Raw genomic sequence first — 24,569 nt, 5'->3', positions numbered from 1 at the left:
AGGGAGGAATGCCGATGACCGACGCCCTATCCACAAACGCCAGCACCTTTCGTCAACGCCTGCAATCGGGCGGCACGCTGATCGGCACATTCCTCAAGACGCCCTCCCCCATCGTCACGGAGGTGCTGGCGCTCACCGACCTCGATTGCCTGTGCATCGATGCCGAACACGCCCCCTTCGACCGGCTCGCCATCGATGGCAGCATCGCCATGGCCCGGGCCGCCGCCATGCCCATGCTGGTCCGCGTGCCCACGGCAAGCCCGGAGCATATCCTCAACGCGCTCGATTGCGGAGCGACAGGCGTTGTCGCCCCGCATATCCGCAGCGCTGCCGAGGCGCAGGCCTTTGCCCGCGCCTGCCATTATGGCGCGGGCGGGCGGGGCTATGCCGGTTCCTCACGCGCCGCCCTTTACACCACGCGCGCCATGGCCGACCATCTGGCGGGCAGCGCCGCGCAGACCGTCGCTATCGCCCAGATCGAGGACCCCGAAGCCGTGGAGGACATCGATGCCATCGCTGCCGTACCGGGCATTGATGCGCTCTTCGTGGGCCGGGTCGATCTGACGGTGGCTTATGGCGCGGCCTCTCAGGATGATCCGCGCGTGGTCGCGGCGGTGGAGCGCATCTGCGAGGCCGGTCGACGCCACAATCGACGGGTCGGCATGTTCCTCGCTCGCCCGCAGGATGTGCCCCTGTGGGAGGAGAAAGGCGCCAGCCTGTTCCTGCTCGGATCGGACCACAGCTTTATGCTGCAGGGTGCGGCCCAACTGCTGGCGCAGAGCCGGCCATGATCGAGCCGCTGACACAAGGCGGCGCTCAGGATGCCCTGAGCCATTGCCTGAGCCTGATCCTTCAGGAGGATGACCGCTGGCATGCCATGCTCGCCATCAATCCTCAGGCTGAAGCCGAAGCGGAAGCTGCTGACCGGGCCGCATGGGAGAACCAAAGGCTCGGCCCGTTGCATGGCGTGATGCTGGCCATCAAGGACAACATCGATGTCGCCGGAATGGCCACCACATCGGGGTGCAAGGCGCTGGCAGGGGCCGTTGCCACCAGCGACGCCCCCGTGGTGGCGCGATTGCGCGCAGCAGGCGCGATCGTGGTGGGGAAGACCAACCTTTCCGAATTCTCTTTCGACATCCGCTCGCGCAGCTCTTTGGGCGGGGATGTGCTCTGCCCCTACGCTCCCGACAGCACAGCGGGCGGATCGAGCGGAGGATCGGCGGTGGCCGTGGCGCGCGAATTTGCCATGGCGGCGCTGGGCACGGATACGGGCGGATCGATCCGCATTCCGGCGGCCTGCAACGGGCTGGTCGGCCTGCGTCCGGCGCATGGCATGCTGTCGCTTGAAGGCGTTGCACCGCTGGCGCCCAGCACCGACACCATCGGCCCCATCACAAGCAGCGTGGCGGATGCGCGGTTGCTCTACGAAATCATGGGCGGGCAAATCGGCGGGGATGCGCGCGCCCGGCGCGTCGGCGTGGTGAGGCAGGCCTTCGGGCAGGATGAGCGCATTCTGGCCGCCTGCCAGCATGGGTTGAACCGGCTGGCCGAGGCAGGAATTGAACTGGTCGATCCACTCGCCCTGCCCGGCGTGGAGGATTTGCTGGCTGGCCCGCATATCGTCGATGCCGAATTCGGCGCGGCGTTTGATGCCTATCTCGCCACACATTTCGGACCCGGAACAGCGCCCGCGTCTCTTGCAGAGCTGGTTGCCGGCGGCGCCTTCCTGCCCGATCACCGTGACACGCTGATCGCGCGCATGGCCGTCAAGAGCGATGCGGCAGCCCCCATTCTGGCCCGCCATCGCGAACTCACCGCCATGCTGCAAGCCGTGATGGCGCAGCACGGGCTGGACGCCCTGTTCTACCCCACCATGCGCGTCATTCCCGAGGGGCTGGGCAATCCGCCGGGCGGCTGGGCTGCGGAGCTGGCAGCGCGCAGCGGCTGGCCCGCGATCAGCGTGCCCGTCGCCGCGCCCGGCGAACGTCCTGTCGGCGGGGAATTGTTGGTGCCTGCCGGGCAGGAAGCCTCCCTCTTCGCGCTGGCCGCGATGCTGGAGCGCCGCTGACACAAAAAGACGGTCCCGCCGGGGGGAAGGCGGGACCGTGGCAGGTGGAGGGTTCGGAAAGATCGAGGGGCCGTGTCGCAAGACACGGCCCCTTTTCACACCATCAGAACTTGGTGCCGATCCGCACGCCATAGGTGCGCGGCGCGGCATAGGAGACCTGAACACGCTCAAGCCGCCCGACGACGCCGCTCAGCAGCGTGGCCTGATTGGTCAGATTGTCGCCATAGGCCTCGATATAGGTGTTGTTGCCCTTGGCCGCAGTCCAGCGCAGCGAGGCGCCGAGCTTGTCATAGGCCTTCTGGTAATCGAGCACCGTGTTGTAATCGGTGGTGTAATACCCCGCCGAATGCAGCCAGTTGCCCGAAGGCGTCAGCGTGCCCGCCTTGCCCAGATCGATGTCATAGGAGGCCAGCACCGTCGCCTTGAAATCGGGCGACTGCGGGATCTTCTTGCCCGCCAGATCGACCGAGACCGGATCGGCCCCGCCCGAAGCCCCATAGAAGTTGTTGCCGCTGATGTAGCGGGTGTAGCGGGCATTCATGAAGGACAAAGTGGTGTTGATATGCAGGTTCGGCACCGGATCGAGGCGCAGCGCCAGTTCGCCACCATAGCTGCGCGCCTGACCCGCCGAACCGAAATAGGACACCAGCGGCGTATAGACATTGATCTGCAGGTTCGAGAACTTGTTGTAGAAGCCAGAAGCCTCGATCTCGCCCTTGCCGCCAAGGATCTTCGATTTCACACCCGCCTCATAGGCCCAGACCTTTTGCGGGGCATAGGAGGAAGGAATGGCCGGATTGCCGCCCGTATCGTTGACGCCGCCCGATTCAAAACCGGTGGAGGCCGTGGCATAGATCATCGTGTTGCGGTCAGGCGTGACCTGAAGCCCTGCGCGCCATGTGCCGCTGCTGAAGCTGGGCGCGCCTGACGTCACCGAATAGGGCGACATGAAATTATAGGTGCCCGGCGCGGCATCGGCCCAGTCGGCGAAGTTGAAGGCCTTCTTTTCATGGCTGTAGCGGGCGCCCGCGATCACCTTCAGCAGATCAGGGATCAGCTGATAGGTGCCCTGGCCGTAAAGCGCATAGGCATCGGTATGCAACCCGGCATCGGCGCGGAAGCCCGTGGTGGTGGCACCCGGCGCGGTGATCTTTTGCTGATAGGTCTCGAAGATGGCGTCATGCAGGTAATAGGCGCCCACGATCCACTGCAGCGCCGATTTCCCGTTCGAGGCCAGTTGCACTTCCTGTGTGAAAGCATCCGAGCGCGTGTTGGCCTCCTGCACGCCCGAGCCATAGCCCAGACCTTCGAAGGTGACGCTGGACTGGTCGTTGTCGGCGCTGCGATGGGCGCGGAAATGGGTGTAGCCGGTGATCGACTTCAGCGTGGCGAGGTCGAGGTTGTAGGCCGCCGTGCCCGAGACATAATCCTCGGCGATATGTTCGAAGGGCTGGTAATCCCAATTGTTGGTCCAGGGGCCGCCCGTCACCGGGATACCCACATCGCGGCCTGCCACATTGGGCGCGCCATTGGGCACCGAGGGGTTGACCGCATAGGGCTGGCCGTTGATCGACTGATAGCCGGTCGCCGGATTGATCAGCGTGCCCGCGACCTTATAGCCATAGGAACCGGCGCCCGCATCGTCGCGGCGCCAGGTGCCGGCGTGGATGTTGACCTCCAGACGGCTGGTGGGCGTCCACTTCAGGGCAACGCGCTCGGCATTTTCGTTCAGATCGTCGAGAACAACCCCCGGCGTCGTGGAGTGGACATAGCCGTCATGGCGCTGGAACACGCCGGAAAAGCGCAGCTGCAGCGTGTCGGTGACGGGCAGGTTGATGTAGCCGTCAACGCGCGACTGGTTGTAATTGCCCTTTTCCAGATTGGCGCCGACACCGAAATCACGGGTCGGCTCGGCAGTGACGATGCTGACATTGCCGCCGAAGGTGTTACGACCATAGAGCGTGCCCTGCGGGCCGCGCAGCACCTCGACGCGGGCGATGTCGAACAGCGGGATCGACTGCTGCTGGGTGCGGCTCTGATAGATGCCGTCGATGTAGAAGCCAATCACAGGGTCGTTCTGCGCCGAGACCAGGCTGGTGCGCACGCCGCGAATGGCAGGGAAGGAATCCGAACCCTGCGAGCCCCAGGTGAAGCCCGGCGTGGCAAATTCGACGCGGGAAATATCGTTGGCATGCAGCTTGTTAAGCGCATCGCCCGAAAGCGCCGTCATCGAGATGGGAACGTCACGCAGCTTTTCGCTGCGGCGCTGGGCGGTGACGATGATCTCGCCGTTACTCGCATCATTGGCTGCCGGTGCGGTGCCTGCCGGTGCGGTTGTGGCCGGCTGGTCTGCGGCCATGGCAGGCGCGGCCAACATCGCCAGTGTGAAGGCTGAAACGCCCCGAAGCAGTGGGTGCTTGTGCATGTGACTCCCCTTTTCTCTGTTCTGAGGGAAATCTATCGGCAAGGGGGCGCCTCGTCCATCATTTTTTGCATTCGAAGTCATTCGCGATTTAGCGAGAATATTCTTAATGGCCTTGCAGAAATCTCTCATAAAATCAGACGATATTGAAAAATTCCGCGAAACACCACAGCATGAAGCTATCTATCATAGCGAAAAATTCTCGCAATGACTGCCTTCGAATTCACATGGCGGGAACAGCGATTCGCGCACTGCTGCCGCTCAGCAATTCGCCGGTGAACAGACGCTGCTCGGCGGGCGCCGTGGCATCCTCGATCCGCTCGACCAGCATGGAGACCGCCGCATCGGTCATGCGCCGCACCGGCTGCCGCACCGAGGTGAGATCATAACTGCCCCAGCGCGCAGGCCCTGCGCCGTCAAAGCCCACCACGGAGAGATCGCCCGGGATGCTCAGCCCCAGATCGCGCCGCGCCGCATCCATCGCGCCAATCGCCATCAGATCGCTCACCGCGATCACGGCATCCAGTTTGCCTGCAGCTTGATGCAAGGCATGCATCGCGCGGTGGCCGCTGTCATAGGAGAAGTCACCCCGGCTTTCCGCCACATCACCCACACCGGCCTGCGCCAGCGCGGCGAGCGCCGCCGTGCGCCGTTCCTCGCCGACATAGCTGTCTGCGGGGCCGGAAATCAGCCCGAAACGGCGATGCCCGGCAGCCAGCAGATGCTCGACCAGATGCCGCTCACCCGAGACGGAATCGCAGCGCACTGAAGGCGCCGCCGTCGCCACGCGGTTATAAAGCACCAGCGGCACGCGATGCTCGGCAAACTGCGCCACCTGTGCTGCCGAAAGCCGCGCCGCCGAGATCACCCCATCGACCGAATGGCGCCAGATCTGGTCCAGCACGCCATCGACCTCGCTTTCCTCCGACAGCGAGAACAGCAGCACGCGCATATCGCGCTCATTCAGCCGGGCGCTCAATTCGGCCAGCACTTCGGGATAATAGAGATTGGTGCGCGCCGAAATGATAAGCGCCACAATATTCGTGCGCTTGGAAATCAGGGCCTGTGCCAAGGCATTGGGTTTATAGCCGATTTCGGCGGCCACCTTCAGGATCAACTCACGCTTGGCCGCCCCGATCGAGGCATTGGGCGCAAAACAGCGCGACACCGCCGATTGCGAGACACCCGCGATCCGCGCGACATCATAGGATGTTGGTCGCCGCCCCTGCTCCATAATGGTGGAGGTGGATTTCTTGTTGGTCTGCGGTTTGGGCATCAGCACCCTCAAAGTCTGGATCGCCTTTCCTGTAATTGGCTTGCATCAGCAAGGCAAATGACATGGCGCTATCTCCAAAATGCCGCGTGACACTTGCATTCGAATGCAGTATCGATGCAAAATCTCAGTCACCAAACGCCGGGAGAAGAACATGAGCACCGCGCCGCAAGGCTTTTCCGAGACCACCACCTACATCAAGGCCCCCGCCCGCGATTCGATTGCCGACAACAATGATGTCACCGGCATCGTCGCCAGCGTGCTGGCCGATGTCCACCGCGAGGGCGATGCCGCCGTGCGCCACTATTCCGCCAAATTCGACAATGCCGATCTGGAACAGTTCGAAGTGTCGCAGGCCGACCGCCTCGCCGCGCTGGACGAGCTCGATCCCCAGACCCGCGCCGACACCGAATTCGCCATCGAGAACGTGCGCCGCTTTGCCGAAGCACAGCTCTCTACCATTCTGCCGCTGGAGATCGAACCGATCCCCGGCCTGCATCTGGGCCACCGGGTTATCCCCATCGATCGCGTTGGCGCCTATGTGCCGGGCGGCCGCTTCCCGCTGCTCTCCGCGCCGATCATGACCATCGTGCCGGGCAAGGTCGCGGGCTGCGCCGAGGTCGTCGCCTGTCTGCCGCCCAACGCGCATCGCGCGATGATCGCGGGCTGCCACCTCTCGGGCGCGGACCGCATCTTCCGCATCGGCGGGGCGCAGGCCATCGCCGCCATGGCCTATGGCACGCAGACGGTGCCGCAGGTCAACAAGATCATGGGCCCCGGCAATGCTTTTGTGAACGAGGCCAAGCGTCAGGTCTTCGGCCCCGTGGGCATCGACCAGCTGGCGGGCCCTTCCGAAATCTTCGTGGTGGCCGATTCTTCAGGCGCCCCCGAACTGATCGCCTGCGACCTCCTCGGCCAGGCCGAGCATGATGTCCGTACCCGCGTCGGCCTCATCACCACCGACCGCGCTCTGGCCGAGGCCACGGTGAAGGAGGTCGAGCGCCAGCTGGAAACCCTCGCCACCGCCAAAGTTGCGGCGGAAAGCTGGGCCAATTACGGCGAGATCGTGCTGTGCGACAGCGAAGCCTCGATGATCGCCTATTCCGATCACGTTGCCGCCGAGCATCTGCAGGTCCACACCGCCGACCCGCATGGTTTCGCCAAGAAGCTGCGCAATTACGGCTCGCTGTTTATCGGCGAAAACGCCAGCGTGGTCTATTCGGACAAGAATGTCGGCACCAACCACACGCTGCCGACGATGGGCGCGGGGCGCTATACGGGCGGCCTCTGGGTCGGTTCCTATGTGAAGATCGCGACGCATCAGTGGCTGGAAGACAAGGCGATTGCCGCCGTCGCCCCGCCCGCCATCCGCCAGAGCGGCAGCGAGGGCCTCGAAGGCCATCAGAAGGCCGCCGCGATCCGCTTCGAACGCCTGAAGCAGAACGCCTGATAATCAAGACCCCGGTGCGTGACAGCGCCGGGGTTTTTCTTTGACGGATGATGCGAAAAAGGGCGGCCCGGAATAATCCGGACCGCCCTTTTATGTGCTTTGCGTCAGCCTTAGCCTTGGCTGGCGAACACCGGCCTTGCGGGATCTTCCGAACCACGCACGACAATCGCCTCACACGGCACGGAGGCGGTGTTGCGGAACCCATGCTGCAGGCCAATCGGCACGGTCAGCGTATCGCCCGCGCCCATAATCAGGCTGCCATCGGCCCAGCTGACCTCCAGCGTGCCGGACTGGATGAAGATCACCTCTTCCTCGGCGCGGGCATGCAGCGGCACATAAGCGCCGGTCTGCAGGGTCAGCTGGCGCAGGTTGAAGCCATGCGGCCACCAGCCGGAAATCGGCCCCGGCGCAAAGCCATCGTTGGTGGCCTGAGGCACGATCACCCCGGCCTCCACCACGCCCGGCGCAGCCAGCGGCGAGTCAGGATTGGCAGGAGCCTCCCCGGCGCGCACCACGCATTGCAGCAGTTTTTCCAAAGGCGGCGTGCGCAATTGCGCGGCAGCCTCGGCATCGAGGCCGGTTTCCAGCTCGACATCGCGCAGCTCGTAATCGCCGCTGCTGGTGTCGATCAGTTGGCCGCCCTTGGTCAGCTTCAGACCGAAATCGGCGGCAGCCTCCAGCACGGCAGGCGCCCAGGTCACCTTGCCGGGCTCATCCTGCCCCAGCGCGACCCAGAGAAAGCCCGTACCCTCATCGACCTTCTCGAAACCGCGGAACATCTGCGTCGGCACCGAGGCCACATCCCCGGGGCCGATCTCCAGCGAACCGTCCTCGCAATTGGGGCCGAACAGCAGCCGCCAATGTCCGGAATGGACGACGAAAACCTCCGCCGTCTCATGGCTGTGCTGCGAATTGACGCAACCGAAGGGCTGACGCGCGCCGCCGATGTTGAAGCCATGCGGCTGGGCGATATGCACGAATTGATCGGGGCTTTCAGACACGCCCGGGCCGATGATCGTGAAGTTTTCCTTCTCGGTCGAACCGGGGGTGCGGGTGTCGATAAAAGCGGTGCGGCAGGGCACGAGGTCGGCATAGCGCACCAGACGGCCGGCCATCGCCGTTCCAGCCAGCCCATCGCTGGCGATCCCCCCGTTTGCAGATTGTGTCACGAATCGCTCCATTGTCTTCAGGGCCCCAAATCTCCGGTCACGGCCGGAATTTTTCATCCCACACTTGCATTCGAATGCAAATGTGCTAATCCATCGCCATGCCCAGCGCAAGCAATTTTGGCGGGCGCTGCATCAACAAGCCGGGACGAACCATCGATCCCGGACGGGAGAATGGACACGTGACAGCGCCACCGCGCATCGATCCTGACTGGCCGCTGCTGATGCTGCCCGGCACGCTGTGCGACGCGCGCGTGTTCGCACCGATGCTGGCCGGAGTGACGCGCGATGTGCTGCATGGGGATATGACCGGCCTGCCCAGCGCCGAGGCTCTGGCCCGCAGATTGCTAAGCACCGCCCCCGCCCGCTTCATTCCTGTGGGTTTTTCGCTGGGCGCCATCGTGGCGCTGGAACTGGCGGTCATCGCCCCGGAGCGGGTCCGCGCCATGGTGCTGATCGCCGCCAATGGCCGCCACGTGCCTGCAGCGGATCACGCAGCCCGCCGCGCCGCCGGCGCCAGCGATCCGGTTGCGGCGGTCGACAGTCTCTGGCCCCGTTCGGTTGCGGCTCGGCACCTGGAGGATGCCTCACTGCGCAACCTTATCCGCGATATGGCCCGGCAAGCACCGCAAGACACGCTGGCACAGCAAACCGAAGTCGCCCTCACCCGCAGCGACAAGCGGCCTCTGCTGCCCGCCATGACCATGCCCGCATTGGTGCTGGGCGGCGCGCAAGACCAGATCGCCCCGCCCGCTTTGCAGCAGGAACTGGCTGCTGGCCTGCCCCATGCCACTTTGCAGATCGCCCAAGACGCGGGTCATTTCCTGCCGCTTGAGTGTCCCGATTTCTGCGCCCGCGCGCTTGCCGAATGGCTGGCGCCCGCGCCCGCCCACCCATAACATCCATCCCATAAAACCCACTGATGTCGCACAATGGAGAGGCCTTTCGTGACTGACGCCCAAACCCCAAAAAAGCCCGCCGCCGCCCCGCAAGCTGTCCCTGCCCAGCCGGGCCGCGTGCTGCAGGTCGAACGCCGCGATTTCACCCAGCTCGTGCCCGAAAACCGCCCCCGCGTGCAGAGCATGCGCGGCTTCGACGATTGCTACACCGACATCGTCGACTACATCGTGCGCTGCACCCACCGCATCTGGGACGAACGCGATGTCGGGCTGATCTACAGCCATTACACCCACAATTGCGTCGCCTACACCACGCTGGGCACGATGTATGACCGCGAAACCCATATCCGCGACACCATCCAGCGCCTCGTGGAATTCCCCGACCGGCGCGGCATGGCGCAGCAGGTGATCTGGAACGGCGACGATGTGAACGGCTTCTACACCAGCCATATGACGCATGGCTCGGGCCGCCACACGCAGATCGGCGCCTGGGGCAAGCCCACGGGCCGCACCTACTGCACCCGAACCGTGGCCGACTGCATGATCCTTGAGAACAAGATCTACAAGGAATGGATCGTGCGGGATAATATGGGTCCGCTGATCCAGGTCGGGATCGACCCGCATGAGTTCGCGCAATCGCTGGCCCAGCGCAAGTTCGACCTTGGCGAGCCGGTGATGGACACCGCCGAAAACCGCCGCTTGCTGGGCCAATATCCGCCCGAGAGCGAGGCCGACCTCTCCATCGCCAACAACGAGGGCGAGGCGCAGCTGCTCACCTGGCTGCACCACATCTACAACAAGCGCATGTTCGGCAAGATCCACGAGATCTACGCCCCCAACTGCCAGTGGCACGGCCCGCTGATGCGCGAGCTGTATGGCGTGGCGGCGGTGCTGCAGCAGACGATGCGCCTTGTGGCGCTGATGCCCGATTGCAGCTTTGTGCCGCAGCATATCTGCTCGGTGGAGAGCGAGGAAGGCGGCACCAAATATGCCCTGCGCTGGGTGATGGATGGCCATCATCTGGGCTATGGCTCGCTGGGGGCGCCCACCGGCCATCCGCTCTTCGTGATGGGCGTGACGCATTTCCATATCAAAGACGGCAAGATCGTCGATGAATGGGCGGTCTATGACGAGTTCTCGATGCTGGTGCAGCTGAAGCTGGCCGCCCTTCAGGCCGCCGCCTGATCGTGACAGGGCGGGGCCCCGCGCGGCCCCGCCCCCCTTTCCTCGCCGGAGTGTTTCGAGGATGCCCACCGCCAACCCTGCCCTGCCCGCCTCCGCCATGCCCGAGCCCCAGCAGGCCACCATCGACACGCCGGACATCGCCCTGCCCCATCAGGTGGCGATCTTCATCCTGCTGATGGTCTGCGAGTTCCTCTATGGCTGGGCGTGGAACACGGTGGACGTGCTGCGCCCCTTTATCCGCGAGTCGCTGGGCCTCTCGCTGATGCAGGCGGGCTCGACCTATTCGGCGCAAGGCGCTGGCGCGCTGACCGGCGCAGTGGTGATCGGCCAGTTGGCCGACCGCTATGGCCGCAAACGGATGTTCGCGCTTCTGGTGGCAGGCTATGGCGCAATGCTGATCGCCGGAACAGCCGTGGGCAGCTATCCGCAATTGCTGGCGCAGCGCTTTCTGCTGGGGCTATTCGCCGGGGCCAGCTTTCCGGTCGCCGTGGGGATTTACTGCAACCTGTTCCGCCCCACTGTGCGCGGGCGACTGGCGGGCATTCTCAACGCCTGTTTCAGCTTCTCCATCGTGGCGCTGGGGTTGGCGATGGGGGCTGTCGCGCCGGGGCAGTGGCACAATCTGCTATGGGCGGGCGGTGTGCCGCCGCTGGTGCTCTCGGTGGTGGCCTATGTGATGATCCCGGCGGGCTCGCGCATCGATCTGGCCAGCCAGCGCGGCGACAAGCTGCCGGTGCGCGAATTGTTCGCCCCCGATGTGCGCCGCCAGACCCTGACGCTGGCGGCCATGACGGGCCTCAACTTCTTCGGCTATGCTGCCTTCAGCGGCTGGCTGACCACCTATCTTACCGGAGAACGGCATTTCTCCTCGGCCTTGGCAGGCAATCTGCTGGCGTGGCAATTTGCCGGGAACATCGCGGGCGGTTTCTTCTGGGGGTGGGCGGCGGACCGCTTCGGGCGGCGCTTCAATGCGGTGGGTTTCTTTATCGCCTCGGCGGCGATTGTGGCCTTTCTGCTGGCGCCGTCGAATGTGATGCTGTTGCGCGGGCTCGGGCTGATCTATGGCGCGACGCTCTGCTCCAGCGTGATCTGGGGCGCGTGGATGGCCGAGCTTTACCCGCCCCATCTGCAATCGACCGCCGCCTCGATCTTCAACTGGGGGCGGATCATCAGCTTCTTCTCGCCGCTGATCACCGCCAGCATCGCCCAACAGGTCGGCATGCCCATCGCCATGAGCTGCGCCGCGCTGGCCTTTACGCTGGCGGCCTTCCTGTGGATCAGCCAGCGCGAAACGCTGGCGGTCTGAAGCGGGTACGATCACGGCAGCACGCCGGTGATCGCCGTCATAAACACCTGCTGAGCGGCGGTGAAAGGCTTGCCCTTCAGCGTCGTCAGCCCGATCGCCCTTCGGCTTTCGGGAAGATCCGCCTCGATGATCGCCAGCAGCTGAGCCGCCAAAAAACGCTTGCGCGGTGAATAGGTGAGCAGGCCAATGGCTTCGCTTTCCATCACCATGCGCTCGGCCAGCGGGAAGGTCACCATTTCGCAGATACGCGCGGGCGGCGGCAGGTTGCGCTCCAGCAGCAGGGTTTCGAAAAACTGGCGTGTGGGCGTGCCATAGGGGCCCACCACAAGGCCTTCCTTGACCAGATCGTCCAGCGAAACCGGCCCGCATGCCAGAGGATGGCCGAGCCGGGCGATAAAGGTCAGCACCTCCTCCAGCAGCACCCTTTCCTCAAGATGGGCGGACAGCGAAGCACCACGCAGCGGGCCGATCATAACGTCGATCTCGCCGCGCCGCAGGGCCTCGCTCAAGGCGCCATAGCTGCCGGTGACGGCCTGCAGCCGGATATGGGGATGATCGCGGAGCAAGGTGGCGAAGGTTTCAACCACAATGTCCTGCTCGGAAAAGGGCAGAACGCCCACCGCGATGCGGCCCACCAGCATGCCGCTCAAGGCAGCCAAAGCGGCGGGAAGCTGCAGCGCCTCGGCCCGCAACTTTTCGCGCAGATCGCACAGGATGATGGCGGCGGGCGTTGCCGCCATGCCCTTGGCATGACGGATGAAAGGATGGCAGCCCAGGGTTGCCGTCATTTGAGCCAGCACCCGGCTGACATTGGGCTGAGGCATGCCCAGCACCGCCGCTGCCTGAGAGACATTGCCCGTCACCCGGACGGCCTCCACCACCTCCAGCATCGGCCATGTCAGATGATAGGCCAGATCGCGCAGACGCCAACCCGCTGCCAGCAAACGGTCTTGCGCCTCGGCAATGGCGCCTGCCATGCGCAGACAATATTGGATAACGATGGCGCCGGCAGATGTTGGCTCCATGCCGTTCCATCCTCGCTGGAACAGGCCATGGCCGAGCGTGCCCTCTGAATCATGGATGATGCGCGAGAGGCTGCTCTGGCTGATGTTCAGACTTTCGCTGGCGCGCGCCAGACTGGCATTTCCCGCCACCGCCACCACCGCACGGACCTGTTTGAGCGACAGCAAAGCCTGTGTTTCGCCGGACATATGCGAGACGATGATGGCATTATATCAATTCTGCAAGGCTTATATCCAGACTGCATAAGCATGCCTGTTCCGCCTCGGCTAGGCTCGATCCGGATCAAGGCAGCACGCTTCGGCTCGGAAGCACGCCGCAAGGGAGAGCCCATGCAGGACAAATATCTCGATGCGGTGGTGCTCACCCGTCGCACGCTGACAGAGCGCATCACCGAATTTCTGATCGGCGCTGCCGATGGCCAGGCCCTGTCGCTGGCCGAGGCTGGCAGCCATATCGAACTGCGCTTCGGCGGCGCGGGAGATCGCTTTCTGCGCCATTATTCGCTGATCGGCCCATTAACCGCGGGGACCGTGCGCGAACCTTTCTGGCGCATCGCTGTCCGGCGTGAGGACCGGGCGCGTGGGTCTCACTTTATCCATCGCCACCTCCTGCCCGGCACGCGGCTGCGCGTCTCACGCCCGATCAACGCCTTTCGTCTGGCGCGCCGTCAGCCGCACACGCTACTGGTGGCAGGCGGCATCGGGATCACACCAATCCTGGCGATGGCCCGCTCGCTGGTGACGCGGCAACAGGCCTTCTCATTGCTCTATGTCGGCGTGGAGAAGGCCCAGATGGCCTATGTTGAGGAGCTGGCGACGATGTGCGGGCCAAGCCTCACCGTGGCCGAAACCAGCAGGCAGGGCGTGCCGGATCTCAAGGCGGTTCTCGCCGCGCAACCGGCCGACACCACAGCCTATGTCTGCGGGCCATCCGGCATGATCGAGGACCTGATCAAAGCCGGTGCTGCGCTCAACTGGGTGCCCGAGCGCATCCGCTTCGAAATTTTCAACACCGCTCACCGCCCGGAAGACCAGCCTTTCGAGGTCCGCCTGAAGGATGGCCGCATTGTGCGCGTCGGAGCGGGCACCACCATCCTTGATGCGCTGGAAGGCGCCGGAGTGGACACCTATGCCGATTGCCGTCGCGGCGAATGCGGCCTGTGCACCACCGCCGTGCTGAGCTGCGACGGCGCGCTCGACCACCGCGACCGCATCTGCAGTGGCGAAGACCGCGCCCACCAGATGACCATCTGCTGCTCGCGCATCACCGGTCACCTGCTCAACCTCGATCTCTGATATCCCGAAAGGACCATCCCATGGCTTCCACGCTCGATCATCCCCGCAGCGACAATGCCATCTTCGCGGCCATGGAGCCCCATGATTGCGGCAGCTTCGCCAACAACACCACGCCGCTGATCCGCAACTGCTGGTATGCGGCGGCGCGTGTGGGCGAGATCAACCGCAAGCCGCTCGCGCGCACATTCCTCGGCGTGGATGTGGTGCTCTATCGCACCGAGGCGGGCGAGCCGGTCGCCATGCGCAACCGCTGCCCGCATCGCTCTTTCCCGCTGGCGCGCGGAAAGCTGGTGGGTGACAGGCTGGTCTGCGGCTATCACGGCATGGAATTCGGCGCGGATGGTGCCTGCACCCATCTGCCCGCCATGGGCCATGCGCCTGCTACGGCTTCGGTCCGCACCTTTCCCATCGTCGATCGCGGGCCACTGGCCTGGATCTGGATGGGCGCGCCCGATCTGGCCGATGAGGTGCTGATCCCCGACACCCCCTGGCTGAGCGATCCCACCTGGGGCACGGTCTCGGGCGATTTCCATATCCTGTGCGACTATGTCGCGATGCATGAAAATCTGATCGACCAGACCCATTTCCCCTTCCTGCATCCCGATACGGTGGGCACGCCGGACTATGCCCGCTCCACACTGACCGCCTCCACCGAGAATGGACAGGTGGTGATCCGCCGGGAGCTGCGCGATGCCCCGCCGCCGGGCGTCTATGGCAAGCCCGCCAACATCATGCACAAAAGAGTTACTCGCTCATCGGAGGCGCGTTTCGCCTCGCCCGCCCTGCACACCGCCTATGCCCGCGTGGCGGTGCCCGATCCCGATCCGGGCGAACCAAGCCTCTATCGCTACAACATCACCCATGTCTTCACGCCGGAGACCAACAATTCGATCCATTACTGGTGGTTCAACTCGCGCGATTACCGCCCTGAAGACCCTGCCATCGACCGCTTCATGCTCGAAGCCCACACGCAGGCCTATTCCGAGGATGTCGAGGCGCTGCAGTGGATCAACGCGGTGGTCCGTACCGATGGCGAGGAGCAGTTCGACCTCAGCTTCGCACCTGACAAGCCCGGGTTGATGGCCCGGCGGATCATGTACCGCCTGGCCATGTCGGAACAGGATTGAAGTTGCAGCAATCCGACGGAGCCGCCGAGCGTTGCGCTCAGCGGCTCACCGCCAGAGGGACGGGCTGCTCGGCCAGAGCATGGCGCAGGACCTTGGCGATATCACCACTGGCGACAGGTTCCAGCAGGGTAAAACTGTGCAGACCGTGATCCGCGTCCATATCGAACCGGCGCGTGCCGAAGGGAAACTCCACGGCTTCGGCAGCTTCGATCGCCTCGATCAAAGGATGCGACTGGCGACGGAGCAAGCCGCGCAGGCGCGTGTCCACGATCACGCGGTCACTGCTCCATAAGGCACGAGAGGCCAGCGCCTCCTGATCGAGAAAGACATCGTCAGCCACCACCGTTACGCCCATGGCGCGCAGCCGGATCAAATCGGCGTTCAGGCTTTCCGGATTGACGCGAGCGGTGCCGCGTTCCAGCCTTAGTTCGAAGCGGCTGGCCTTCAGCCCGCTCTCGCGCAGGGCCAGCATCAGCAGTTCGGGCAGATCACTGCCCAGCAGCTGCCTGGGATAGATCGGAATGCAGAGCGTCGCCTCGGGCATGTCCCTGGCCAGCTTGCAGGCCGTGCGCAGCATCCAGTCGCCCAGAGGCACGATCAGCCCGCTGCATTCCGCCACGCGCAAAAAGGCCTCCGTGCCGAGGCGGCCAAGGCTGGGGTGGTTCCAGCGAGGCTGCAGTTCGATGGCCAGCCTGCCGCTTTCCGAGAGGCGCGGCGTGCAGGCCAGATCGAACTGCCGGGACTTGATGGCAAAGAGCATGTCATGCGCCAGATGGCGCTCCGCCTCGGCGGAGTCCTCAGCATCCTCGGCATAAAAGGTGAAGCTGCCGCGCTGCCTGCCCTTGGAGCGGTACAGCGCCACATCGGCGAAGCGAAAAAGCTCGTCCTCTTCCAGCGTGTCCTGCGGGGTCAGGGCGATGCCGATGGACAGGCCCACCTCCAGCCAGCGGTCGCCATGGGCGATGGGCTGCGAGACGGTCTCAATCAGCTGCTCGGCCAGTTCCACGATTTGCGCGCGTTGCAGATTGGCGGCGGCCACCACGAATTCATCGCCGCCGATGCGCGCGGCCATCTGCCCGGCGCCGATGGCCCCTTTCAGACGCGCCGCGACCGTGCGCAGGACCAGATCGCCCACATCATGGCCGAAGGTGTCGTTGATCGGCTTGAAATGATCGAGGTCGAGGTAAAACAGCGCCAGTTCGCTGTCCGTGGCCGCCAGTATCTCGCGCATGAAGGTGCGCAGGCCGAGGCGGTTGGGCAGGCCGGTGGCGGCATCATGCTGCACCTCGCGCTGGGCGCGCGACAGATCGGCAGCCAGCGAGACATCGGCGGTGATATCGGTGGCGATCTTCACGATCTTGAAGGGCTGACCGTTAAGGTCATAGATCGGATTGTAGGAGGCCTGAATCCACACCTCCGACCCATCGCGCGCGCGGCGGCGGAACTTGGCGGACATGAAACGCCCCTGCCGCAGCTGAGCCCAGAACGCCTCATATTCAGCGCCTGCCGCCGTCTCGGCATGGAGGAACATCTGATGATGGCGGCCCACCACATCGGGCAAGGCATAGCCCATCAGCGTCAGGAAATTGTCATTGGCATCGAGGATCGTGCCGTCGAGCGCGAAGGACACCACCGCCTGCGACTTGTGGATCGCGGCAATCTGCCCCTCATAATCGCCCTGGCGCAGCTTCTGCTCGGTCACGTCGACGGCATTCTTCACAACCTTGAAGGGCCGCCCGTTCATATCGAGAATGGGGTTGTAGGAGGCCTGAAGCCAGATCTCGCGCCCGTCATGGCTGATGCGCTTGAACTCGCCGCTCTTGTACTGGCCGGCGGCAAGGTCGCGCCAGAAGGCGGCATAGGCCTCGCCATCGCGCTCCTCGGGCGCAACGAACATGCGATGGTGATGGCCACGCACCTGCGAGAGGCGATAACCCGTCAGATCAAGGAAATTGTCATTGGCGTCGAGGATCATGCCGTCCATGTCGAAGGAAACGACGCTCTGCGACTTGTGGATCGCGGCGATCTGCCCCTGATGATCGGCCTGACGCAGCTTTTCGCGCGTGACGGCGGTGGCATATTTGACGATCTTGAAGGGACGCCCCTCCTGATCCAGCACCGGGCTATAGATCGCCTGAAACCAGATTTCCCGCTTGTCGCGCCCGATGCGGCGGAACTCCCCGCTGCGATGGTGCCCGGCAACCAGATCGCTCCAGAAAATCTCATAGTCGAGGCTGTGGGCATGGGCAGGATCGACGAACATGCGATGATGCCGCCCCTCCAGCTCCGCCATCGAATAGCCCACGGCATCGAGGAAATTGCGGTTGGCATCGAGGATCGTGCCATCCGGCGCGAAGGTGACCACGCATTGCGACTTGTCGATGGCCGCGATCTGGCCATGGAAATCGGCGGTCTGCTTTTTCTCGGGCGTGACATCGACGGCATATTTCACGATCTTGAAAGGGCGCCCCTCCAGATCGAAGATGGGGTTGTAGGTGGCGCGCAGCCACACCGCCCGCCCATCCTTGCCAAGCCTGCGATATTCGCCAGAGGCATGCGTTCCATTGCGCAGCCCCTCCCAGAAGCTTTCATAGGCCGGATCAAGCGCTTCGGCCCGATCCACGAACATACGGTGATGCTGGCCGACGATATCCTCAAGCCGGTAGCCCGTGGCGGCGAGGAACTTGTCATTGGCATGCAGGATCGTGCCGTTCATCGCAAAATGGATGACCGCCTGCGAGGTGTTGATCGCGGCGATCTGCCCGGCATCGTCTACCGCCGCCATCCGCCGGTCGGTGACATCGCGCACCAGCATGATCACCTCATCGACGGGCCCGCCCATATTGCGGATCGGGATGCAGGAGACCTCGGTCCACAGCGGCGTGCCGTCACGCCGGATCTGCCGCATATCGCCGAAGAAGGGCTGGCCGCTGGCGAAGGCGCGATCGATGGCGTCGGGCTCATTCTGGCCGGAGGCGGCGGGGCGGAAGATGCTGCGGTTGCGCCCCACCAGTTCCCAGCCTGCGTAGTCAAACAGGGCGAGGCAGCGCTCGTTCACGCGCAGGATGGTGCCGTCGCGGGCGAAGGCGATGCGCCCGATGCTCAGTTCCATGGCCTCTACATCGGCCTGTGTCAGATAGGGTTCGATCGTCTCGTGAAGCATCTACATCGTCCGGTTGCGCACGGCGCCCTTGTGGCGAACATAGGTTAAGATCGGTTTAGCTTAACGCGGGCCTATGCAGTTATCGGGAGGTGGGGAATAGCGCCACGGAACTGCGGCAAAGTGCTGCCATGGAAGCCTTTTTCCGGATTTCTTGATAATGGCCCTTCCGCGTCTGATGATGCCTGGCGCGGCGCCAGATGCCTAGGCCCCGGCCCTTGCGCGCATCAACGACATCAGCCACCGCGAGGCCGCCTTTGCCAGCGGCGCGCAATATGTTTCGACCGGCTACATATCGGCCGATCCACGCTTTCCCGGTGGCGATACGGTGCGTCAGCCTGCGTTGTGTTTCGACCTCGCTGGAACGTGCGAAGCGATAGGCATTTTTCCCGTCATGGACTGATCATGGCAGGCAAGTTTTGCGGGATCGCCACATTTTGTAACCGTTATCAAATAAAAATGGCACAGGTTCGGCAAGGCACCCATCCGCACAATATTGGAACCGATTACAAATCTCGGCCTAATGAAGGCAACGCCCCCTCAAATCCGGGCCGTAGACTCGCGCGGCACCAGACTGTGAGGGAGTACCACCAGCCTCTGCTCCAGAGGGCGCTTATGCAAAACGGCGTCCATCATCCTGATCGCCACCTCGCCCAACTCATTGGTTGGCTGGCGAATTGTGGTCAAGGGCGGTGCGGCATAGGCCCCGAAGCGCAGATCATCGAAGCCCACGATGGCCATCGCCCGCGGGATCATCAGGCCACGCTCGCGGACAGCCTGCATCGCGCCGATGGCCATTTCATCATTTGCACAAAACACGCTGTCGGGCATCGGACCGGTGTCGAGCAGCTGATGCATGGCCGCATGGCCGGATTCGATGGAGAAGCTGCCCTCCACCTGCCATTGCGCTGCGCTGGGCAGCCCCGCCGCCGCCAAAGCCGCCTGATAGCCCTGTAAACGATCCAGACCGAGCGTGTTGTCCAGAGGCCCGGTGATCGTCGCGATCCGCTTGCAGCCCTGCTCGATCAGATGGCGCACCGCCAACTGCGCCGCCGCCACATTATCGATGGTGACATTCGGGCAATCCAGCCCATCGAAACGCTCGCAGGCCAGCACCAGCGGAATGGGCGATTCCTGCCGCCCCGCCTCCAGAGCCGCCGTCACAATGCGCGGCAGCAGCGAGCCGAGCAGGATCAAACCATCCGCCACGCGGGTCAGCACCAGATCTGCGTAATAGTCCAGCCTTTCCTGCTTGCCCTGCGTTTCCCCGATCAGCACCCGGTAACCCAGATCATGGGCGACATTTTCAATGCTTTGCACAATGCCGGAGAAGAAGGGATTGGCGATCTCCGGCACGATGACGATGATCGTCTCATTGGTGCGCCGCCGCAGCTGGCGGGCAACGGCATCGGGGACATAGTTCATTTCCTCGATGGCTTCCCGCACCCGCTCCCGCCGGACAGGGCGCACGGCCTCGGGCTCGCGCAGGGTGCGCGACACGGTTGCTACGGAGACCCCTGCACGCTTCGCAATATCGCGGATGGTGACCAAAACTGCTCCCTTGAACCGATTGCGGGGCGCGGCGAACGCCCTGCCCCGCAATCCAGACCCTTTAAATCGTACCGGCTTTCATAAACTCACTGGCATGATAGGCCGCGCGCGCCGACATGGCCATATAGGTGAGCGAGGGATTTTGACACCCGCTCGACGTCATGGCCGCGCCATCGGTGATGAACAGGTTGGGCACCTCATGCGCCTGGTTGAAACCATTCAAAACCGAGGTTTTCGGGTCACGCCCCATACGCGCCGTGCCCATTTCGTGAATGCCCAACCCCGGCGGATGCAGCCTCCCGCTTTCCCCGGTGATGGTGGCGCCCGCCGCGATCAGCATGGCCTTGGCATCCTCCAGCATGCGGCGGCCCAGTTCCTTGTCATTCTCGCCATGAGCGCAATCGATGGTGAGCTGCGGAATGCCCCATTCATCAGTCTTGGTGGCATGCAGCGTGACGCGGTTGTTCGGATCGGGCAGCATCTCGCCAAAGCCTGACAGCCGCACCGACCATGGCCCGGGATGGCGCACGCGGTTCTTCAAATCCGCACCCACACCCGGCTCGCCATCGGCGATGGGGCGCCAGCCCTCGCGCATCACCCCGCCCTGATAGCCGTAACCGCGATGGTAGCCGGTGTCGTCCGCCTCCAGATTGCGGTAGCGCGGGATGTAGATGCCATTGGGGCGGCGCCCGCGATGATAGGTGTCAGGCCCGTTCATCACGCCTGCCACGGTGGGGCCATAGACATGGTCCATCAGATTGCGCCCGACCTGATCCGAGCCATTGGCCAGCCCGCGCGGATGGGCATCGCTGCGCGAATTGAGCAGCACCTGCGCGGTGCCGATGGTGGAGGCGCAAAGGAAGATCACCCGCGCCTCATAGACGCGTTTCTCCTTTGTATTCTGATCGATGATCCGCACGCCGGTCGCCTTGCCCGTCTTGGGATCGGTGATGATGGAATGGGCAATGGCATCGGTGACGATGGTGAGATTGCCGGTCCGCTCCGCCGCCGGCAGCGAGGAGGACAGGCTGGAATGATAGGCTCCGAAGCTGCAGCCGCGCTCACACAGCGAACGATACTGGCAGGGGTTGCGCCCCAGCTCGATATGATGCGGCTGTGGCTCGGTGAGGTGAGCGCAGCGGCCCTGAATCACCTTGCGACCGGGGAAGCTCTTTTCAACGGCCTCCTTGAACAGCTTTTCCGTGTCGGTCATCGCCATGGCGGGCAGGAACTGGCCATCGGGCAGCTGCGGCAGGCCTTCCTTGGCGCCCGAGACGCCGATGAAGGTCTCCACCTTGTCATACCATGGCGCCAGATCGGCGTAGCGGATCGGCCAGTCGATGCCATGGCCGTCACGGGCATTGGCGGAGAAATCCATCTCGGAAAAGCGGTAGGTCTGGCGCCCCCACATGATCGAGCGGCCACCCAGATGATAGCCCCTGATCCAGGAAAAAGGCTTGCCTTCAGCGCTTTCGTAAGGATGCTGGCTATCCTTGACCCACAGGTCCTTGGTGGCGCTGTTGACCGCATAGCACTGACGCTGGATCGGGTAGTCCTTGGCCAGCTCCTCTTCGGGAATGCTGCCTGCGTTGGGCAGGTCCCAGGGCTGCATCCAGTCGGTGTAGGAGGAGCCATGCTCCAGCTTGCGCCCGCGCTCGATGATCAGGACCTTCAGGCCCCTTTCGCATAATTCCTTGGCGGCGATCCCGCCGCTCATCCCCGAGCCGATGACAATGGCGTCGAACATCAATCTCTCCACGATTTCTGTTGTTCTGGCGATGAGGCTGTCAGGCGATCATCAGCAATTTTCCGGGAGGCATGGCCCCGGCCCAGGCCCGCGTCTGTGCGGTGATCGGGGTTGAGGCCTCCCATACGCCGGGGTTGTGTTCGTAACGCAGCTCGACGGTCGCACCGGGCTCGCTCAGGTAATAAAGGTTGATAAACAAATCTTTGAGCGAGGCATAAGCGATATTGCCCGCCAGATTCTTCGCATCATAAGCGGTCAGAACCGTCAGGCGCTGCGCGGCGGGCAGCAGGGCAAAGGGCTTGCCCGCCTGCGCCACGGCGGCGGCATCAATCGCGCTCAAAGCGGCCAGATAGGCGGTGCGATGTGGAGGGCTTGCCCAGTCGCGCATCAGGGCATCGAATTGCGCGGGCACGCCCGCCTGAACCGCGCCCGGCGTGTCGGTCTGCGGGATCAGCGTATCGGCAAAGGCGGTGGCCAGCGCCGTGGTGCCCTTGTCCAGCGAGGGCGCCTTCCCCGCGACCGCGGCCAAGGCGCTGGCAGGCAGGGCAGCAAGGCCGATCAGGGCGCCGACACCCTCCAGCATCCGCCGACGATCAAGCTCGATCATCCAGAATCCCCTCTTCCATATTTGTGTTCTTGACCGATGCCGATTTTTTCTGGCAACGTTTACAAAAATATGGGGCAGAGGATCGGATCTTGTCAACAACAATGCAGAAATTACGCCTTTTCAGTATGATGGCGTTGCAGCTGGCGATCTGGGGCGCCTGGGCCCCGAAGCTGTTCCCCTATATGGGCATGCTGGGATTTTCAGCCTCGCAGCAGGCTCTGGTGGGCTGCTGCTGGGGAATCGCCTCGGTGGTGGGCATCTTTTTCTCGAATCAGTTCGCCGACCGCTATTTCTCCGCCGAGCGCTTTATGGCGGTCAGCCATGTCATCGGCGGGGCGTGCCTGCTGGGCGCGGCTTTCGTCACCCAGTTCCTGCCCTTTTTCCTCTTCTATCTGGCCTATAGCCTGGTCTATGTGCCCACGCTCTCGGTCAGCAACACCATCGCCTTTGCCGCGCTCAAGGATGGCAAGGATTTCGGCACGGTGCGCGCGGGCGGCACGGTGGGCTGGATCATGGCCAGCTGGCCCTTCATCTTCATTCTGGGCGCCCATTCCACCGCGATCGACGTGCGGGCGATCTTCATCGTCTCCGCCGTCATCTCCTTCATCCTCGCCGGTTTCTCGCTGACGCTGCCCCATACCCCGCCCAAGACCGCCGAGCATGACGGCGTGGATGCGCTGGCCTGGCGCCGGGCGCTGGGCCTGCTGAAGAAGCCCTATGTCGCGGTGCTGTTCTTCGTCACTTTCATCGATTCCGTGGTGCATAACGGCTATTTCGTGATGTCGGACGCGTTTCTCACCAACCGCGTGGGGATTGCGGGCAATCTCTCGATGGTGGTGCTCAGCCTTGGGCAGGTGGCGGAAATCCTCACCATGCTGGTGCTGGGCAAGGTGCTGGTACGGCTTGGCTGGCGCGTGACGATGATCGTTGGCATCCTTGGCCATGCCGCGCGCTTCCTCGCCTTCTCGCTGCTGGCCGACAGCATTCCGGCGATCATCGCGGTGCAGCTGCTTCACGGCATCTGCTACGCCTTCTTCTTCGCCACGGTTTACATCTTCGTGGATGACGCTTTCCCCAAGGATGTCCGCTCCAGCGCGCAGGGCCTGTTCAACCTGCTGATCCTGGGCGTGGGCAATATGGTGGCCAGCTACGTCTTCCCCAATCTGATTGCCGCGCTCACCGGCGCGGATGGCAAGGTCGATTACCAGACGCTGTTCTACGTCCCCACGGGGCTGGCCCTGCTGGGCGCGCTGGTGCTTGCCTTTGCCTTTCACCCACCCACGGCGGCACCCGCCGGGTCTTTGGAGGATATCTGATGGCTTTTGAGATGAACCGCCGCAGCCTGCTTACAGGCATGGGAGCGGCAGGCATGGCCGCCGCCACCCCGGGCTGGGCCGCAGCGCCCGCCACGCCCTTCTTCAAGCGGATCAACAAACCCATCGGCATTCAGCTCTACACGCTGGGCGAGGCGGCGCAGAACGATCTTTCGGGAACGCTGACCCGTCTGGCCGCCACCGGCTACAAGGAGTTCGAGCTGCCCAGCTTCTATGGCCGCAGCCCCAAGGCGCTGCGCGAAGAGGGCGACAAGGCGGGTGTGAAATTCAGCTCGATCCATATGGGCCTGCCAAATCGCCTGCCCCCCGGCTCGCTGACGCTGATGAGCAGCCCACAGGAAATCGCCGATGCGCTGGGCACTCTGGGCATCGGCAAGGCCGTGCTGCCCATCCCCCTGCTGCCCGATGACTGGAAGCCCGGCCCCGATGGGCGCGCCTCGCTGATCGAGGGGATCGAGGCAGGCGGGATCGATATGTGGAAGCGCATGGGCCATATGCTCAATGAGCGTGCTGCAGCCCTGAAGCCCCATGGCATCGAGCTGGGCTATCACAACCACAATATGGAATTCCGCCCGCAAGGCGGCACCACCGGCTGGGCTGTGCTGCTCAAGGAGCTTCAGCCGGGTCTGGTGTTCCTCGAACTCGATCTGGGCTGGGTGACGGCAGGCGGGCTCGATCCGGTGGCTGAGCTGCGCCGACTGAAGGGCCGGGTGAAGATGGTTCACCTCAAGGATGTGAAGCCCACCACCAGGACCAATTACGCGCTGCAGCAAGACCCTTGCGAGGTCGGTCAGGGCAAGCTGAACTGGCATGCCATCCTGCCCGCCTGCGTGGAGGCCGGGGTGCAGCACTATTTTGTCGAGCAGGAACCGCCCTTCGCGCATGACCGCTTTGAGTCGGTGAAGATGTCCTACGATTTCCTCTCGCGCTTCAAGGCCTGAGGATGTTGCCGG

Annotated in this window: 18 protein-coding genes; 10 read left to right on the top strand and 8 right to left on the bottom strand. The window is 63.7% G+C overall.

Annotation, left to right across the window (positions count from 1 at the left end):
• Positions 1 to 14 precede the first annotated feature (14 nt).
• Positions 15 to 791 (top strand): HpcH/HpaI aldolase family protein, encoded by a 777-nt coding sequence (locus tag HGK27_RS29230; RefSeq protein ID WP_206244293.1) that lies wholly within the window; start codon positions 15 to 17, stop codon positions 789 to 791.
• The gene (locus HGK27_RS29225) at positions 788 to 2,071 is read left to right on the top strand and encodes an amidase (protein WP_206244292.1); all 1,284 of its coding nucleotides are present in this window, start codon (positions 788 to 790) and stop codon (positions 2,069 to 2,071) included. The genes HGK27_RS29230 and HGK27_RS29225 overlap by 4 nt, the downstream gene beginning before the upstream one ends.
• 103 nt (positions 2,072 to 2,174) lie before the next feature.
• Here the strand turns inward: HGK27_RS29225 and HGK27_RS29220 are convergent, their stop codons facing one another.
• The gene (locus tag HGK27_RS29220; protein ID WP_206244291.1) at positions 2,175 to 4,496 is read right to left on the bottom strand and encodes a TonB-dependent receptor; all 2,322 of its coding nucleotides are present in this window, start codon (positions 4,494 to 4,496) and stop codon (positions 2,175 to 2,177) included.
• Positions 4,497 to 4,716: 220 nt separating this feature from the next.
• On the bottom strand, positions 4,717 to 5,769 hold the full coding sequence (locus HGK27_RS29215; protein WP_206244290.1) for a LacI family DNA-binding transcriptional regulator: 1,053 nt from the start codon (positions 5,767 to 5,769) through the stop codon (positions 4,717 to 4,719).
• A gap of 151 nt (positions 5,770 to 5,920) precedes the next feature.
• Between HGK27_RS29215 and hisD the strand changes: the two genes are divergently transcribed.
• Positions 5,921 to 7,216 (top strand): histidinol dehydrogenase, encoded by a 1,296-nt coding sequence (hisD, locus tag HGK27_RS29210; protein ID WP_206244289.1) that lies wholly within the window; start codon positions 5,921 to 5,923, stop codon positions 7,214 to 7,216.
• Between the two features lie 110 nt (positions 7,217 to 7,326).
• Here the strand turns inward: hisD and HGK27_RS29205 are convergent, their stop codons facing one another.
• Complete coding sequence (locus HGK27_RS29205) at positions 7,327 to 8,385, bottom strand: cupin domain-containing protein (protein ID WP_241127588.1); 1,059 nt, start codon at positions 8,383 to 8,385, stop codon at positions 7,327 to 7,329.
• Between the two features lie 179 nt (positions 8,386 to 8,564).
• Here HGK27_RS29205 and HGK27_RS29200 point away from each other — a divergent pair, with 179 nt between their 5' ends.
• From HGK27_RS29200 to HGK27_RS29190, 3 genes are all read left to right on the top strand, one after another.
• Positions 8,565 to 9,281 (top strand): alpha/beta fold hydrolase, encoded by a 717-nt coding sequence (locus tag HGK27_RS29200; RefSeq protein ID WP_206244287.1) that lies wholly within the window; start codon positions 8,565 to 8,567, stop codon positions 9,279 to 9,281.
• Positions 9,282 to 9,329: 48 nt separating this feature from the next.
• Positions 9,330 to 10,466 carry a nuclear transport factor 2 family protein gene (locus HGK27_RS29195; protein ID WP_241127587.1) on the top strand — a complete coding sequence of 379 codons (1,137 nt, stop codon included), beginning with the start codon at positions 9,330 to 9,332 and terminating at the stop codon, positions 10,464 to 10,466.
• Between the two features lie 61 nt (positions 10,467 to 10,527).
• Positions 10,528 to 11,772, top strand: a complete 1,245-nt coding sequence (locus HGK27_RS29190) for an MFS transporter (RefSeq protein ID WP_206244285.1) — start codon at positions 10,528 to 10,530, stop codon at positions 11,770 to 11,772.
• Between the two features lie 11 nt (positions 11,773 to 11,783).
• Here HGK27_RS29190 and HGK27_RS29185 read toward each other — a convergent pair whose 3' ends face one another.
• The gene (locus HGK27_RS29185; RefSeq protein WP_206244284.1) at positions 11,784 to 12,983 is read right to left on the bottom strand and encodes a LysR family transcriptional regulator; all 1,200 of its coding nucleotides are present in this window, start codon (positions 12,981 to 12,983) and stop codon (positions 11,784 to 11,786) included.
• Positions 12,984 to 13,043: 60 nt separating this feature from the next.
• Here HGK27_RS29185 and HGK27_RS29180 point away from each other — a divergent pair, with 60 nt between their 5' ends.
• Positions 13,044 to 14,090 (top strand): PDR/VanB family oxidoreductase, encoded by a 1,047-nt coding sequence (locus HGK27_RS29180; RefSeq protein WP_206244283.1) that lies wholly within the window; start codon positions 13,044 to 13,046, stop codon positions 14,088 to 14,090.
• A 20-nt stretch (positions 14,091 to 14,110) separates the two neighbouring features.
• Positions 14,111 to 15,217: an aromatic ring-hydroxylating dioxygenase subunit alpha gene (locus HGK27_RS29175; protein ID WP_206244282.1), complete on the top strand. Its 1,107-nt coding sequence runs from the start codon at positions 14,111 to 14,113 to the stop codon at positions 15,215 to 15,217.
• 37 nt (positions 15,218 to 15,254) lie between these two features.
• Here the strand turns inward: HGK27_RS29175 and HGK27_RS29170 are convergent, their stop codons facing one another.
• From HGK27_RS29170 to HGK27_RS29155, 4 genes are all read right to left on the bottom strand, one after another.
• Positions 15,255 to 18,380 (bottom strand): sensor domain-containing protein, encoded by a 3,126-nt coding sequence (locus tag HGK27_RS29170; protein WP_206244281.1) that lies wholly within the window; start codon positions 18,378 to 18,380, stop codon positions 15,255 to 15,257.
• A gap of 537 nt (positions 18,381 to 18,917) precedes the next feature.
• Positions 18,918 to 19,928 carry a LacI family DNA-binding transcriptional regulator gene (locus tag HGK27_RS29165; RefSeq protein WP_206244280.1) on the bottom strand — a complete coding sequence of 337 codons (1,011 nt, stop codon included), beginning with the start codon at positions 19,926 to 19,928 and terminating at the stop codon, positions 18,918 to 18,920.
• 61 nt (positions 19,929 to 19,989) lie between these two features.
• On the bottom strand, positions 19,990 to 21,675 hold the full coding sequence (locus HGK27_RS29160; protein ID WP_206244279.1) for a GMC oxidoreductase: 1,686 nt from the start codon (positions 21,673 to 21,675) through the stop codon (positions 19,990 to 19,992).
• Positions 21,676 to 21,715: 40 nt separating this feature from the next.
• Complete coding sequence (locus HGK27_RS29155) at positions 21,716 to 22,282, bottom strand: gluconate 2-dehydrogenase subunit 3 family protein (RefSeq protein ID WP_206244278.1); 567 nt, start codon at positions 22,280 to 22,282, stop codon at positions 21,716 to 21,718.
• 125 nt (positions 22,283 to 22,407) lie between these two features.
• Here HGK27_RS29155 and HGK27_RS29150 point away from each other — a divergent pair, with 125 nt between their 5' ends.
• Both HGK27_RS29150 and HGK27_RS29145 read left to right on the top strand, forming a co-directional pair.
• The gene (locus HGK27_RS29150) at positions 22,408 to 23,598 is read left to right on the top strand and encodes an MFS transporter (RefSeq protein ID WP_241127586.1); all 1,191 of its coding nucleotides are present in this window, start codon (positions 22,408 to 22,410) and stop codon (positions 23,596 to 23,598) included.
• Complete coding sequence (locus HGK27_RS29145; RefSeq protein ID WP_206244277.1) at positions 23,598 to 24,557, top strand: sugar phosphate isomerase/epimerase family protein; 960 nt, start codon at positions 23,598 to 23,600, stop codon at positions 24,555 to 24,557. The genes HGK27_RS29150 and HGK27_RS29145 overlap by 1 nt, the downstream gene beginning before the upstream one ends.
• Positions 24,558 to 24,569 lie beyond the last annotated feature (12 nt).

Origin of the sequence: Novosphingobium terrae (assembly GCF_017163935.1) — a bacterium.
In the GTDB taxonomy this organism is placed as follows: domain Bacteria; phylum Pseudomonadota; class Alphaproteobacteria; order Sphingomonadales; family Sphingomonadaceae; genus Novosphingobium; species Novosphingobium terrae.
Note: the sequence above shows the minus strand (reverse complement) of the source record. Positions and strands in the feature narration are given on the sequence as shown.

Coding starts and splice junctions, on each gene's coding strand:
- HGK27_RS29180 (WP_206244283.1), top strand. CDS start 13,044: ATGCCTGTTCCGCCTCGGCTAGGCTCGATCCGGATCAAGGCAGCACGC.
- HGK27_RS29155 (WP_206244278.1), bottom strand. CDS start 22,282: ATGATCGAGCTTGATCGTCGGCGGATGCTGGAGGGTGTCGGCGCCCTG.
- hisD (WP_206244289.1), top strand. CDS start 5,921: ATGAGCACCGCGCCGCAAGGCTTTTCCGAGACCACCACCTACATCAAG.
- HGK27_RS29220 (WP_206244291.1), bottom strand. CDS start 4,496: ATGCACAAGCACCCACTGCTTCGGGGCGTTTCAGCCTTCACACTGGCG.
- HGK27_RS29185 (WP_206244284.1), bottom strand. CDS start 12,983: ATGTCCGGCGAAACACAGGCTTTGCTGTCGCTCAAACAGGTCCGTGCG.
- HGK27_RS29190 (WP_206244285.1), top strand. CDS start 10,528: ATGCCCACCGCCAACCCTGCCCTGCCCGCCTCCGCCATGCCCGAGCCC.
- HGK27_RS29225 (WP_206244292.1), top strand. CDS start 788: ATGATCGAGCCGCTGACACAAGGCGGCGCTCAGGATGCCCTGAGCCAT.
- HGK27_RS29175 (WP_206244282.1), top strand. CDS start 14,111: ATGGCTTCCACGCTCGATCATCCCCGCAGCGACAATGCCATCTTCGCG.
- HGK27_RS29150 (WP_241127586.1), top strand. CDS start 22,408: ATGATGGCGTTGCAGCTGGCGATCTGGGGCGCCTGGGCCCCGAAGCTG.
- HGK27_RS29145 (WP_206244277.1), top strand. CDS start 23,598: ATGGCTTTTGAGATGAACCGCCGCAGCCTGCTTACAGGCATGGGAGCG.
- HGK27_RS29215 (WP_206244290.1), bottom strand. CDS start 5,769: ATGCCCAAACCGCAGACCAACAAGAAATCCACCTCCACCATTATGGAG.
- HGK27_RS29170 (WP_206244281.1), bottom strand. CDS start 18,380: ATGCTTCACGAGACGATCGAACCCTATCTGACACAGGCCGATGTAGAG.
- HGK27_RS29160 (WP_206244279.1), bottom strand. CDS start 21,675: ATGTTCGACGCCATTGTCATCGGCTCGGGGATGAGCGGCGGGATCGCC.
- HGK27_RS29230 (WP_206244293.1), top strand. CDS start 15: ATGACCGACGCCCTATCCACAAACGCCAGCACCTTTCGTCAACGCCTG.